This is a genomic window from Thalassospira sp. MIT121401 (assembly GCF_047125595.1).
Taxonomy (GTDB): domain Bacteria; phylum Pseudomonadota; class Alphaproteobacteria; order Rhodospirillales; family Thalassospiraceae; genus Thalassospira; species Thalassospira povalilytica.
Map to the genome: position 1 here is coordinate 1,233,292 of NZ_CP138926.1, position 13,687 is coordinate 1,246,978.

The 13,687-nt window shown below is 55.7% G+C and carries 13 protein-coding genes; 7 read left to right on the forward strand and 6 right to left on the reverse strand.

Going from position 1 to position 13,687, the window contains the following annotated elements; all coding sequences use genetic code 11:
- Nucleotides 1-198 precede the first annotated feature (198 nt).
- The 3 genes from SIB88_RS05550 to SIB88_RS05560 all read left to right on the forward strand — a co-directional run bounded on the left by SIB88_RS05550 (nucleotide 199) and on the right by SIB88_RS05560 (nucleotide 4,249).
- Nucleotides 199-975, forward strand: a complete 777-nt coding sequence (locus tag SIB88_RS05550) for a ferredoxin--NADP reductase (protein ID WP_068518313.1) — start codon at nucleotides 199-201, stop codon at nucleotides 973-975.
- 205 nt (nucleotides 976-1,180) lie between these two features.
- Nucleotides 1,181-2,671 (forward strand): PAS domain-containing methyl-accepting chemotaxis protein, encoded by a 1,491-nt coding sequence (locus SIB88_RS05555; protein ID WP_101245589.1) that lies wholly within the window; start codon nucleotides 1,181-1,183, stop codon nucleotides 2,669-2,671.
- Between the two features lie 225 nt (nucleotides 2,672-2,896).
- Complete coding sequence (locus tag SIB88_RS05560; protein ID WP_412557553.1) at nucleotides 2,897-4,249, forward strand: PAS domain S-box protein; 1,353 nt, start codon at nucleotides 2,897-2,899, stop codon at nucleotides 4,247-4,249.
- Between the two features lie 75 nt (nucleotides 4,250-4,324).
- On the opposite strand, the gene SIB88_RS05565 is transcribed toward SIB88_RS05560, so the two are convergent.
- The 6 genes from SIB88_RS05565 to SIB88_RS05590 form a co-directional block, all read right to left on the reverse strand.
- The gene (locus tag SIB88_RS05565) at nucleotides 4,325-4,669 is read right to left on the reverse strand and encodes a tRNA-binding protein (RefSeq protein ID WP_068518310.1); all 345 of its coding nucleotides are present in this window, start codon (nucleotides 4,667-4,669) and stop codon (nucleotides 4,325-4,327) included.
- A 151-nt stretch (nucleotides 4,670-4,820) separates the two neighbouring features.
- Nucleotides 4,821-5,273, reverse strand: a complete 453-nt coding sequence (locus SIB88_RS05570) for a phasin family protein (RefSeq protein ID WP_068518337.1) — start codon at nucleotides 5,271-5,273, stop codon at nucleotides 4,821-4,823.
- A 228-nt stretch (nucleotides 5,274-5,501) separates the two neighbouring features.
- Nucleotides 5,502-6,188, reverse strand: a complete 687-nt coding sequence (locus SIB88_RS05575) for a TetR family transcriptional regulator (RefSeq protein ID WP_114114409.1) — start codon at nucleotides 6,186-6,188, stop codon at nucleotides 5,502-5,504.
- Between the two features lie 34 nt (nucleotides 6,189-6,222).
- A complete protein-coding gene (gene proC / locus SIB88_RS05580) occupies nucleotides 6,223-7,038 on the reverse strand; it encodes a pyrroline-5-carboxylate reductase (protein ID WP_114114408.1) in 816 nt (271 codons plus the stop codon).
- A gap of 1,401 nt (nucleotides 7,039-8,439) precedes the next feature.
- Entirely contained in the window at nucleotides 8,440-8,946 is a 507-nt protein-coding gene (locus tag SIB88_RS05585) for a YbjN domain-containing protein (RefSeq protein ID WP_170310086.1), read from the reverse strand.
- Between the two features lie 200 nt (nucleotides 8,947-9,146).
- A complete protein-coding gene (locus SIB88_RS05590) occupies nucleotides 9,147-9,473 on the reverse strand; it encodes an accessory factor UbiK family protein (protein ID WP_068518872.1) in 327 nt (108 codons plus the stop codon).
- 214 nt (nucleotides 9,474-9,687) lie between these two features.
- On the opposite strand from SIB88_RS05590, the gene rfaD reads away from it, so the two are divergent.
- The 4 genes from rfaD (at nucleotide 9,688) to pgeF (ending at nucleotide 13,624) form a co-directional block, all read left to right on the forward strand.
- Nucleotides 9,688-10,674: an ADP-glyceromanno-heptose 6-epimerase gene (rfaD, locus tag SIB88_RS05595; protein ID WP_288349479.1), complete on the forward strand. Its 987-nt coding sequence runs from the start codon at nucleotides 9,688-9,690 to the stop codon at nucleotides 10,672-10,674.
- A gap of 130 nt (nucleotides 10,675-10,804) precedes the next feature.
- Nucleotides 10,805-11,638, forward strand: a complete 834-nt coding sequence (gene lgt / locus SIB88_RS05600; protein WP_068518870.1) for a prolipoprotein diacylglyceryl transferase — start codon at nucleotides 10,805-10,807, stop codon at nucleotides 11,636-11,638.
- The gene (locus tag SIB88_RS05605; RefSeq protein WP_228196216.1) at nucleotides 11,635-12,768 is read left to right on the forward strand and encodes a class I SAM-dependent methyltransferase; all 1,134 of its coding nucleotides are present in this window, start codon (nucleotides 11,635-11,637) and stop codon (nucleotides 12,766-12,768) included. The genes lgt and SIB88_RS05605 overlap by 4 nt, the downstream gene beginning before the upstream one ends.
- Before the next feature lie 34 nt (nucleotides 12,769-12,802).
- Entirely contained in the window at nucleotides 12,803-13,624 is an 822-nt protein-coding gene (gene pgeF, locus SIB88_RS05610; RefSeq protein ID WP_101245593.1) for a peptidoglycan editing factor PgeF, read from the forward strand.
- Nucleotides 13,625-13,687: the final 63 nt, after the last annotated feature.

Below are 13,687 nucleotides of genomic sequence, written 5' to 3' on the forward strand. Positions count from 1 at the left end.
GACAATATTCTACACTTAATTTGTATTGTTTTATGTAATTTACACAAAATGACAAGAAATATGGATTGTTTCCTTGCGATATACGTTTGATTGATGTTAAATCGCGCCAACTTGGCATGGAATGCGTGCCGGGATAAAACTCCGTGTTTCCCGCCACGGTTCCACAAACAGACAGACGAAACGGATTGATGTAGCGTTATGGCCAGCAATTTTAACGAAGAAACAGTCACTTACGTCCATCACTGGACTGACACACTCTTCACGTTCAAAACCACCCGCGATCCGGGCTTCCGATTCATCAATGGTCAGTTCGCTATGATCGGACTCGAAGTCGAAGGCAAGCCGCTTTTGCGCGCCTATTCGATGGTCAGTGCAAATTATGACGAAGAGCTTGAATTCTTTTCGATCAAGGTGCCGAACGGCCCGCTGACATCGCGTTTGCAGCACATCAAGGTCGGGGACAAGATTCTGGTCGGGCGCAAGCCGACCGGTACGCTTATTCATGACAACCTGCTTCCGGGCAAGAATCTGTGGCTGCTGTCGACCGGTACCGGTCTGGCACCGTTCATGAGCGTCATTCGCGATTATGAAACCTATGAGCGCTATGAAAAGGTCATCCTTGTTCATGGCTGCCGCGAGGTACGTGAACTGGCCTATCAGGAATTCATTCACAGCGAACTGCCCAATAACGAGTTCTTTGGCGAAGATGTCCAGAACAAGCTTCTGTACTATCCGACCGTGACCCGCGAGGAATTCAAAAACCAGGGCCGCATCACCGAACTGATGAAGTCCGGCAAGCTGTATGACGACCTTGGCCTGCCCAAGCCGAGCCTTGAAAATGACCGCTTCATGCTGTGTGGCAACCCGGAAATGATTGCCGACACCCGCCAGATGCTGGTCGAGTGGGGCGGCAAGGAAGGCAACATGAACGAACCCGGTCACTTTGTGATCGAGAAGGCCTTCGTCGAAAAATAAGCGGCCTTTTGCAGGCAGATGATGGCGGCATGTCGTTTGATATGCCGCCATTTTTTATGCCCGGTTTCAGATTCCCTGATAGGTTGCAGTGATCCTCCTCATATGAGGATAGGTTTACTTAGTTCTTTTGTATAGTATCCTATCCTAATGCATCGGGCTGGTTATGGCTAAGTCGTTTTCCTGATGCTGAGTGAGAGGACATCACATGGGACTTTTCGACTTATTCAAGCGTGGTGACGCCCACGCCGCTGCAAGAACGCTTGATGCACTGGAACAATCGCTGGCGGTTATCGAGTTCGATTTGCAGGGCAAGGTTTTGCGCGCAAACAAGAACTTCCTGTCGGTCATGGAATACGAGCTGTCCGAGATCGTCGGCAAACCGCACGCGATCTTTGTGCCCGAAGACATCCGCAAGAGCCCGGATTACGAGACCTTCTGGTCCGATCTGCGGGCGGGGTCGTTCAAAAGTGCCGCATTCCCGCGAATCACCAAATCAGGTCGCCAGGTCTGGATCGAGGCCACCTATAACCCGGTGCGCGATCGCAAGGGCAAGGTCGTCAAGATCGTCAAATTTGCGTCCGACATCACCAAGCGTCAGGAAATGCTGGCGAGCTTTGAAGGCAAGGTAAATGCCATCAACCGCAGTCAGGCCGTTATCGAGTTCGATCTGAACGGTACGATCCTTGATGCCAATGACAATTTCCTGTCGGTTATGGGTTATCAGTTGTCGGAAATTGTCGGCAAGCATCACCGTCTTTTTGTCGACCGTGATTATGCCAAAAGCCAGGAATATGTCGATTTCTGGCGCGAACTGGCCAAGGGCAATTTCTGTTCGCAGCAATTCAAGCGGTTTGCCAAGGGTGGCAAGGAAATCTGGATCGAGGCATCCTATAACCCGATCTTTGACGCCAATGGCGTGCCTTACAAGGTGGTCAAATACGCCATTGATATTACCGATCAGATCACGCTTCTGACCGATCTTAAAAAGATGATCGACAACAATTTCGGCGAAATCGATCGCAGTCTGAGCGACCTTGATCAGCGCTCCAGCGATGCCTATTCGTCCTGCGAAAAAACGTCGGCCAACGTCCAGACTGTTGCCGCCGGCGCCGAACAGCTTGCCGCATCGATTTCGGAAATCTCGCGCAGCATGGCAGAAGCCCGCGCGACCACCGATCAGGTGTTCGAGAAATCGATTGCTGCTGGTGCATCGACCGAAAAAATGAACGAAGTGGTCGCCGCCATGGGCAGCATCATCGATGTGATCCAGGACATTGCAGGTCAGATTAACCTGCTTGCGCTGAATGCGACGATTGAATCGGCCCGTGCCGGTGAAGCCGGCAAAGGTTTTGCCGTTGTCGCCAACGAGGTCAAGAGCCTTGCCAATCAGGTCGCCAAGGCAACCGAACAGATCACAAGCGAGATCGAAGGGGTGCAGAGCATTTCGGTCGAAGTATCCGACGTGCTTGGTGCAATCCGCAACGAAGTCGAAGGTGTGTTGAACAATGTGACCACCATTTCGTCAGCTGTTGAGGAGCAAAGTGCGGTGACCCAACAGGTGTCAAGCAGCATGCAAAGCATGGCAACATCGGTCGAGCAGTTTTCAAGCAGCGTCAATTTCATCCGCGATGCATCGTCCGCAGTACAAAGCAATGTCGGACGGACCCGCGAAGCGGCCCTTGTACTGGCGCGCTAACGGGCATATCGGCTTTGGCAATGTTGCCAGGGACCATCGATCTGAAAGGGGTCATGACGGGAAACTGTCATGGCCCAATCTTTTTTGGGATGAGGTTCAAAATCCTATCCATAGGTATGTAGTTTACTCCTCAAATGAGGATGTCTGGATAGGGGGCTGGGCGCTATATTCGCCGCAACGAATATTTGCAACGGCGCATAAAGTTGCTTCTCAGGAGATCCGGCCATGAATTCAATCATTTCCATTATTCGCGAAAATATCGATGTCTCGGACGAGCTGATCGCTGCGATAGATGCATCATTCGCTGTGGTGGAGTTTGATCTGGATGGCACAGTGCTGAACGTCAATGAAAGCTTCATGAAGCTGACCGGCTATGAAGAGGATGAGGTTGTCGGACAGCATCATTCGATGTTCCTACCAGAAGAAATGCTTAATGGCCCGGATTACGAAATGTGCTGGGCGGATTTGCGGGCGGGCAAGCGCAAACAGGTCGAAGTACCGTGCATCACGAAATCCGGGGACCGTATCTGGGTCGAGGAAACCTATGCCCCGGTGCGCAACAGCGATGGCGAACTGGTCAAGATTGTGCGGTTCGGGGTGAATGTCACGGAACGTCATGAAATGGTTGCCGATCTGCAAGGCAAGGTCGATGCAATTCGCCACAGCCACGCCATCGTCAAATTTGACGCCAATGGCATCATCCTGAATGCCAACCGGCATTTTCTGGTGGCGATGGGTTATGATCTTTCTGAAGTGGTCGGACAGCATCACAGCATGTTCGTTGGCGAGGAATATGCCAAAAGTTCGGCCTATCAGGCGTTCTGGCGGTCGCTTGCCAATGGCGAGTCAAAAATACGCCAGTTCAAATATTTCGGCAAAGACGGACGGGAAGTCTGGTTCGAGGCGACCTATAGCCCGGTGCTTGATGTCTATGGCGAGGTGATCAAGATCATCAATCTTGCTGTGGATATTACTGACGAGGTCAGCGAGCTGATTGGCCTGAAATCAACGCTTGAGGTCAATTTCGCCGAGGTCGATGAACATATCGAAGGTGTTGATCGCAAATGCGAAACCGCCGAACAGATGTTCCGTCAGGCCCAGGCCCATCTCGAAGCCAGCAATATCGCATCGGGTGTTCTGGTCGGATGTGTTGGTGAAACGCTGGAACGCATGACCGAATTGCGGTCGGTCTCCGACCATGTTTTCGATACGGTCATCGAAGGCGATGTTGCCGCGGTCGCGCTTGAAAATGCGGTCGACAGGTTGCGTGACGGTGCCGGGGAAAATTCCGAACTGGCAGAACAGCTCGATAATCTTGATGAATGCGTTACCGAAAGTTCGCGGATCCTGACGTCATTGCGGCTTGAACTGAAGGAGATGCTGAACCGGATGGCGGTGGTGTCGCTGGCGATCGAGAAACATGGCGATGTTACCGGTCAGATGACCAGTGAAATGCACGGCATTCAGACATCGCTTGATGCCGCCCAGAACGCGATTGCAACCATCGGTCAGTCGACAGAGGAAATGGCCCTTACCATCGGCCGGTCGCGGGAAGTATCCGTCGTATTGGCGCGCTAGTCGGGCGAGGCAGCGCGGCAATGAGCGGGACAGGCATGATCGTGCCTGTCCCTTTTTCATACGGGCGAGCATTGCCTAGAACAGGCGCGCCCCATTGGGGACATCCTGATCCGGGCGGATCAGAACGATGCCCTTGTCGTCTTCGCCGTCGGGGAAGCCCAGACACAGGAATTCGGACATGAACGGGCCGACCTGCTTTTTCGGGAAATTGACCACACCGGCGACCTGGCGGCCGATGAGTTTTTCCGGGCTGTAATATTTGGTGATCTGGGCGGATGTTTTCTTGGTCCCGATTTCCGGGCCGAAATCGACCCAAAGCTTCAGGGCCGGGCGGCGGGCTTCGGGGAATTCCTGGGCGTCGATGACAGTACCGACGCGAATATCGACTTTCAGAAAGTCATCAAAACTGATTTCGCTCACTGTGGGGCCTCCTTGTTTTGCGCAAGCTTAGTCGAGGCGCAGACCGTAAATCAATCGGTTAAGGTGGGCGTGATATCAGGCAAAAGAAAAATGGCAGGACCAAAAGGCCCTGCCATCAAGTAGATTACGGGAAGTGTTCAGCGAAAAGCTGTTACTTCGCAGCAGCGGTCTTTTCGATCGCTGCCTTGAATTCATCAAGGGATTCGGTAAAGCGAGCCTGCAGAAGAGAAAGAGCCTCTTCCTGGGACTTGGTTACCAGACCAGAGAGTTCCTTGGCGTTCGAAAGTGCTTCTTCGTATGCAGCTTTCGCGGCTTCGGTCTGCTTGGCAGCCGTTGCCATCGGATCGTCAGCGGTAGTAGCAGCGAAATCCTTGCCCTGGGTCTGAACTTTATCCAGCAGCGTTTTGAAGATTTCGCTCTGACGCTGAGCGACAGCCTGGAACCCGTCGAAGGCCACCTTGTTGGCTTTGGTGAGGGCTTCCACGTTTTTACGCTGGAAAGCCATCATTTCGTTCACGTCAACACCCGGAATTTTGAAATCCGCAGTGTATTTGGTGAAGTCGAGGTCAAAGAACGGGTTGGTTGCCTTTTTTGCGGCGGTCATGGTTTTGCACTCCATCAACATTTGCAACAGGTGTGGAATGAGGCGCTATTGTGCGCCGCACAAATTCAACTGCAATATGCCGGAATGCATCCGATCCGTCAAGGGTTATTTTGCACTGCACAATAACTTTAAGGTTAATGTTTTGTGTCGTGATGTTCTCATAGGTTGGGTTGTCGGATTTCCTGCGTCAGATCAGAAACTTAGCCATCCGGCACGGATTGCCTGTTCTTATTGACGGGCATCGGTCGGCTGTGTGTCAGCCCGGCGGGATGATTTTTTCGACCGGATCTGCTGGCATTTTTCAGACAGTTTGCGACACAGTCCCGTCGCCTTGCCCAGACCTTTTTCAACCTGCCCGTCCCAACCGGCGGCCTTTGATAATTCCCGATCAAGATAGGCCATGGTCGGGGCAAAGTCGGTGCTGTCATCATCAAGCCAGTGGCGGAATGTTCTGGCGTAGATGGCGGTAAGGCCGGCAACCCGAAGGGACCCCTGAAGGCCTGATGTGCGAAAACCGGCAGCTTCAAGCATCCAGCGCATCGATCCGAAATGGCTTTTGATCGCGCGGATCGAGTCTGCCGGGCCAAGATCCCCCCGTGATTTAAGGATCGAGCGCAGGGCATCACGATGGTCGGCCAGGGCGTCAAACCGCGCCATGATCACCGCAATCAGCCGGTCATGGCCGGGTTCGGCAAAATCATCCTCGTGAAGATCGGCCAGGACTTCGTGGTCGATCCGGGCGATGAAGCGGCGCAGGATATCGGCCTTGCCACCGACATGGGCGTGGCAATCGGCGATGGTCACGCCCGCGGTTTGGGCAATGTCGATGATGGTGACGTCATGCCAGCTTTTTTCTGTTGCCAGTTTCAGGGCGGCATCGATCAGGATATTGGCGATATCCTTTTTGGCGGGCATGACGGTCTCCAATCTTTGTGGGTGTCGTTATCAATCAGCCGGCAAGTTCGACCGACCGTTTGCGTGCAGCTTCGACCGCGCGGGTCATCAATTCGGGCAGGCCGGTTGTCTGATCCATCAGAACATCAAGGGCCGCGGCCGTGGTGCCGCCCGGACTTGTGACATTCTGACGAAGGGTGGCAGCAGTTTCTTCGCTGGCATCAAGCAGGAAACCGGCCCCGATCACGGTCTGACGGGCAAGCAGCATGGCCTGCTCTGCCGGAAGGCCGGCTGCTTCGCCAGCCTGTGCCATGGCTTCGACCATATGGAAGATATAGGCCGGACCGCTGCCCGAAAGGGCGGTAACCGCATCCATCAGGCTTTCATCTTCGACCCAGGATACCAGCCCGACCGTGGCCAGCAGGGTTTCGCACATGTCGCGCTGGGCGATGCTGACATTTTCGGTCGGGCACATCACGGTCATGCCGCGCGAAACAGCCGCCGGGGTATTGGGCATGGCGCGCACGATGCGGGCAAGCTCGCCCAGATGGCGTGCGAAAAATTCGATGGTCTTGCCCGCGGCAACCGACAGGAACACGGTTTCTGCCCGGACCAGCGGTTTATAAGCGTCAATCACATCGGGAAGGACCTGTGGCTTGACGGCAAACAGAACGACCTGCGGGATAAAGTCCTGCGGAACATCGGCGACATCAGTGATGCCATTGATGCCATAGCTGGTGGCAAGTTTCTCGGCTGCTTCGGGTTGTTCGACAATATAGACATTGTCGGCCTTGAGCCCCTGGGCCAACCAGCCTTCAAGCATGGCACTTCCCATTTTGCCACAGCCGACCAGCAAAAGACGCGTATTCATGAAATCTGCTCCGCTTTATCCATCGGGTTCTGTTGAGTGTGTTGCGATCAACAGTCGTCAAGCAATGCCGTAGCGATCTTCTCAAGGTGGGTCAAGTCGCAGCGAAGGACAAGTGGTCTTGTCCCGATGCTGTTGAAAAAACAGGTTTTAGCCGCTTTGCGGATGCTTTGGCTGGCAAGTGCGGCCTTTGCCGGATTTTGTTTCGCCCGACCCCGTTCTGCCACGGCGATTACGGGCAATCTGTTGCGCAGGCAAGGTCGCGGAAAGTGGTGAAAAAAAATCAACGGCCAACAAGGATGAATGGCAATGGCGTCACGCCCCTGTCAAATCCCGACGGGGTTGCGTTGCGGGGCGCGGGTTGACTGCGGGCTGAGGGTTGGGGCGTCGGGATCTCGGAGTCTGATGATATCGCGGGGCCGGGGACCCGGCCCCGGGTTGGCGGGACAACGGCGATTGAGGCGTCGGGATGTGGCGGGGGTGTGATATCGGGTGCCGGGCTGGTCAACTGCCATGCTCCGATCTTAACCCCGGTTTCGGCTCCGGCCTCGGTCTCGGTCTCGGTCTCGGTCCCGGCCCCGGCATCCGACTCAATCGCAGCCTCAGCCTCAGCCTCAGCCTCAGCCTCAACCGCAACCGCAACTTCATGCTCAGCTTCTGCTTCAACAACGGTGACAGGCGGACATGGGATGCACGCTGTTTGGTGGTTCAGTTTGAGCCGTGGCGTGCGAGGGCGGTGAGGTTTGGGGGCGCGGACCTTGTGATCCGGTCGGGGCGCGGCGACCGGCGGGGGGATGGGGAGGCAAACTGTCTGGCGCCGCCGCCTTACCTTGCCGGGAGGCAGTGGTGGTCTTGGCGGTCACTTGGGCGAGGTGCTCGGGCCGGGTCGCGGTGACCGGCGGGGCATGGGGAGGCACGCTGTCTGGTGGCGCCGCCTTACCTTGCCGGGAGGCGGTGGTGGTGGTGGTGGTGGCGATCACGTGGACGGGGTGCTCGGGCCGGGGCGCGGCGACCGGCGGGGGATGGGGAGGCAAACTGTCTGGCGCCGCCGCCTTACCTTGCCGGGGGCGGTGGTGGTGGTGGCGATCACGGGGACGGGGTGCTCGGGCCGGGGCGCGGCGACCGGCGGGGGATGGGGAGGCAAGCTGTCTCGTGGCTTCGTCCTTACCGTGCCGGGGGCGGCGGAGGTGTTGGCGATCACGTGGACAGGGTCGCTCAGGCCGGGCCGCGTGACAGGAGGCGGTACTGGTTATGAAGGGAAGGTTTCAGATTCGCATGCGTCAAGCACGGACCGGCGATTATGCCGGTCGCGGTTGCAAAGAGATTGGCGGTTTGAGGGGAGGCGGTCTGTTGCGGCCCGGCTTTGATCAAAAAGGGCAGGGCCGCACATATGCGAAAGGCGGTTTATGCCTGTCCGGCCGGTTCAAGCATGGCATGGGTCAGGGCTTCGTCAGGTGACTTGCCTTGTCCAAGCACGAAGTTGAAAGCCGGGAAGAAGCGTTCGCATTCCGAAATCGCGATATCGATCAGTTCTTCGAACTGTTCGACCATCGGCGGGACATCGCCACCAAACAGCAGGGTATGACGGAACAGCGGCATGTTTTCTTCGAGCCACAATCCGAAATGCCCGATCCAGAGCTGTTCATTGCATTTGGTCACCAGTTCATACATGCGCGGACGCAGCGGTTCTGGCACAAACAGATCAAAGCAGCAGGCAATATGCAGTGCTTCGGCATCGTCGCGCCAGGTGAAATAGACCAGATAGGTACACCAGTGGGCCGGAATTTCGACCACCACCTCGTCTGAGCTGCGTCGTTCCAGATGCCATTGGTTCGTGCGGGCGATATCTTCGACAAGAAGCAACGGATTTTCGTCGCCCAGGTCGCCAATATCCTCCATTTGGTCGTTCATATATACCCAGCCTGTATCAGCATGTGCGAAAGGGCGCGCACTATATGCCGGTGCCCGCCGTCTTTCAACCGTCCCGCGACGCAGGACAGCAATGAATTTCGGAAATGGGGTCAACCCTGATCCGTTTTATCGGTCTGATCGACCTTTCCGCGATCCTGATAAGACGGTCTGCATCCCTTTATGTGGGGATTAAACCGCGCTTAGGAGTCTTTTTTTGCAGCTGATTTTGATGCGGTGCGTTTTGCCGCGGGTTTGCTGGCCGGTGCCGCGGCGGATTCCGCAGTTTCAAGGCGCTTTTCAAGATCGGCAATCCGGGCTTCAAGCGCATCGATGCGTTCGGCGGCCTTGATGGCAACGTCGTGAACAACGTCGAATTCTTCGCGGGTGACCATATCCATGCCCATCAGGATTTTTTCAAACTGCTGACGGACAAGGGCATCAACTTCGCCTTTGACGCCGGTCATGGTGCCCAGTGCAGAATTGGTCACACGGGTAAGGTCGTCGAGAATGCGGTTGTTGATCTGCATTGTTGTGGTCTCCGGCTTTTGGATCAAAGTGTTGCGCATAATATGGGTGTTTGGCCTGACAGGGCAAGCCGATCATCCGATCAGTCGCAGCAGGTTTTGTTATCAGTTTGACGATATCGTGATTTTAAGTGGCTTTTCTTGCTCCAGATCAGGGGCGGTCCTATAAAGTGACCAGAAAATTTGATTAATGGGCTGAGCCCGCCAGGAGAATGCAATGCTTATCGTCACCGGTGGTGCCGGTTTTATCGGTTCCAATATTGTTGCTGCCCTTGAAGAACGCGGTGAAACCGAAATTGTTGTCGTCGATCGTCTGCGCGACGGTATCAAATGGAAAAACATCGCCAAACGCAATCTGCGCGACATTGTTCATCCCGATGATTTGCCGGCATTTCTTGAAAAGCATTCCGGGGATGTTGAGGCCATTTTCCACATGGGCGCGATATCCGCGACCACGGAAACCGATGCCGACAAGATCCTGAACAACAACCTGAAACTAACGACCTGGCTTTGGGAATGGTGTTCGCGTCATTCCGCGCGCCTGATCTATGCATCATCTGCCGCGACCTATGGCGATGGCAAACAGGGGTTCGATGACAGCTTTGATGCCGACGATCTGGCAAAGCTGGCACCGCTTAATGCCTATGGCTGGTCGAAACATGCGACCGACCGCCGGTTCCGTCGCATTCTTGATCAGAACGGTTTCCGCCCGAAACAGTGGGCAGGGCTTAAATTCTTTAACGTTTATGGCCCGAATGAGTACCACAAGGGCGGCATGCGGTCGGTCGTCTCGCAGATGTTTGACAAGCTGTCAGCCGGTGAAACGGCGACATTGTTCAAATCTCACCACCCCGATTATGAAGATGGCGGGCAGTTGCGCGACTTTGTCTGGGTCGGGGATGTCGTCAATATCATCATGTGGCTGTATGACAATCCGGACGTCAGCGATCTGTTCAATATCGGGACCGGCAAGGCGCGCAGTTTCAAGGATCTGGCATTGGCGGTGTTTAGCGCCATGGGCAAGGAGCCGGTGATCAATTACATCCCGACGCCTGAAGCCATCCGCGACAAGTACCAGTATTTCACCGAAGCCAATATGGCCAAGCTGCGCAAGGCCGGTTACGCCGCCGAGATGACATCGCTTGAAGAAGGGGTGCGTCTTTATATCCAGGATTATCTCGCGACCGAGGACCCGTTCCGGTAATTGCCGGATGTGTCGCAGCAAGGGCCAAATCGCACGATATCATCAGCCGGTTTGCCATGATGCTGCCCATATCCTTTGGGACACGAACATCATCCATTTTGACAACTGATTGCCAACCGGAGTTTCCCCGATGCTCAGCCTTGCCTTTCCGGCGATAGACCCGATTGCGATTTCCATCGGCCCGATTGCCATTCGCTGGTATGCGCTGGCCTATATTGCCGGGTTGCTGCTGGGGTGGAAATATGTGGTTTATTACTGCACCAAGACGCCCAACATCATGAGCAAACGCGATGTGGATGATTTGCTGTTCTGGGCAACGCTTGGCGTGATCCTTGGTGGCCGGTTGGGCTATATCCTGTTTTACAATCTGGATTATTATCTTGAGAACCCGGCCAATATCCTGAAGGTCTGGCAGGGCGGCATGGCATTCCATGGCGGCTTTATGGGGGTGATTGTTGCCATCATCCTGTTTGCGCGCAAACGCGGGATTTCGATCCTTGCCGTGCTGGATGCCGCCGCAGTGGCAACCCCGATCGGTTTGTTCTTTGGCCGGATTGCCAATTTTATCAATGGCGAACTGTTCGGACGCACAACCGATGTGGCCTGGGGGATCGTGTTCCCCAATGGCGGACCCGAACCGCGCCATCCCAGCCAGCTTTATGAAGCAGCCCTTGAAGGGTTGATCCTGTTTGTTGTGCTGTTTGTTCTGTCGCGCAGCGCCTTTGTACGCCATCGCCCGGGTATTCTGGGCGGCACGTTTGTTGCCGGCTATGGCATTTCGCGGATCATTGTCGAATTCTTCCGCCAGCCTGATGCGCAGCTTGGCTTCCTTGCCGGCGGGGCAACCATGGGGCAGCTTCTGTCGGTTCCGATGGTTCTGGTTGGTGTCGGATGCATTGTCTATGCGATGAAATCAGCCCCGATTGAAACCCGCCAGCATCCCAAAGAGGCAGAAGCCGCGTGAGCCAGGTGCCTGAAACCCCGTCGCCACTTCTTGATCATATCAAACGCCGGATCGCGCTTTCCGGGCCGATAAGCATTGCCGATTTCATGAATGAGGCCCTGGCCCATCCGGAATATGGCTATTACCGCAAGCAGGACCCGTTCGGGCGGGCCGGTGACTTTATCACCGCGCCCGAAGTCAGCCAGATGTTTGGCGAACTGATCGGGCTGTGGGCGGCGGTAAGCTGGCAACAGATGGGCTGTCCGCCCAAGATTGATCTGATCGAACTGGGACCGGGGCGTGGCACCTTGATGGCCGATGCCCTGCGGGCGGTGCGCAATGTGCCGGGGTTTGGGGATGCGCTGACCGTGCGGTTTGTCGAAACCAGCCCGGTTTTGCGTACCCATCAGCAAACCGCCATCATGGCATCGGGCATACCGGCAACATGGCATGAAGCCTTTGACGATATTCCGGTCCGTGCGGATGTTCCGGCCATCATCATCGGCAATGAATTCTTTGATGCATTGCCGATCCGCCAGTTCGAACGTGGTGATCATGGCTGGTCGGAACGGCTTGTCGGTGTTGATGCCGACAGTGGTGAACTGGGATTTGTACGCGGGCGTGAAACACCGGTGACCGATGCGCTGATCCCTGCGACCTTGCGCGGGTCTGCAAAAAAGGGTGACATCTTTGAAAGCTGCGCGCCGGCAATTGCCATCGCCGATCAGGTCGCGCGCCGTCTGAATGAAACCCACGGGGCAGCACTTTTTATTGATTACGGTCATCCAAGCAGCGCATTTGGCGATACGTTGCAGGCGTTAAAGGGGCATGAATATCATCCGGTCCTGCGTGATCCGGGGGATGCCGATCTGACGGCGCATGTGGATTTTGCCGCCATCGCACGGGCGATGAACGAAGCCGGGGCAAGAACCGGTGCGGTTCTTACCCAGGGGACGTTTCTTAGGATGCTGGGCATTGAACAGCGTGCCGAGCTTTTGAAAACCGGTGCCGATGAACAGCAGGCGGTTGCGATTGACCAGGCGCTGGCGCGACTTGTTGATGCCGATCAGATGGGAACGCTTTTTAAAGTTCTGATCGGGTATGGTCGCGAGACCACGCCGCCACCTTGCGTCAGCGGTGTCGCAGGATAAATACCGACCATTCAAACCTTGGAGCCCGCAAACCATGACCCATCCGATCACTGACGGTATTGAACGTTCGTCAAACGGTCTGATCTGGTTTGAAGCCGAACGTCTTTCGGGGAAGGACGGGGTGCGCCACGGGTTCCTGAGCCGCAAGGGCGGGGTCAGTGATGGAATCCATGGCGGGCTGAATGTCGGGTTCGGCTCAGATGATGACAAGAACCGGGTGGCCGAAAACCGGGCCCGCGCGGCATCGGCCTTTGCAACGGATGCGCAAAACCTGACGACGGTGTATCAGGTCCATGGCACCGATGTTGCGGTTCTTGACCGGCCGCTTTCACGTGACGAGGCCCCCAAGGCCGATGCGATGGTGACAGACCGGCCGGGTATCATGCTGGGAATTCTGACCGCCGATTGCACGCCGGTTCTGTTTCATGATCCGGTTGCGGGCGTGATCGGCGCGTGCCATTCCGGATGGCGCGGATCATATGGCGGGATTTCGGCCAGCACGGTTGCGGCGATGGAAAAGCTCGGTGCGAAGCGCGAAAATATCACCGCCGCTGTTGGCCCGTGCATTGCGCGCAAATCCTATGAGGTGGATGGCGCGTTTCGCGAGACCATTCTGGGCGGCCCGGAAGGCAGTGATGATTTGTTTGATCCATCGGTGCGCGACGGGCATTTCATGTTCGATCTGCCCGAATATGTACGCCGCCGGACCATTGCGACCGGTATTGCATCGGTCGAACTGGTGGCGCGCGATACCCTGGCTGAAGAAGACTTGTTTTACAGTTATCGCCGGACCACGCTTCGCAAGGAGCCCGATTATGGCCGGCAACTTTCCGCAATCATGTTAACCGAGGCGTAGGGCCGCAAACGGCCCGGGGGGATACGTCATGCCGCATATGATTATGCTGTTTTTCTTTATGAT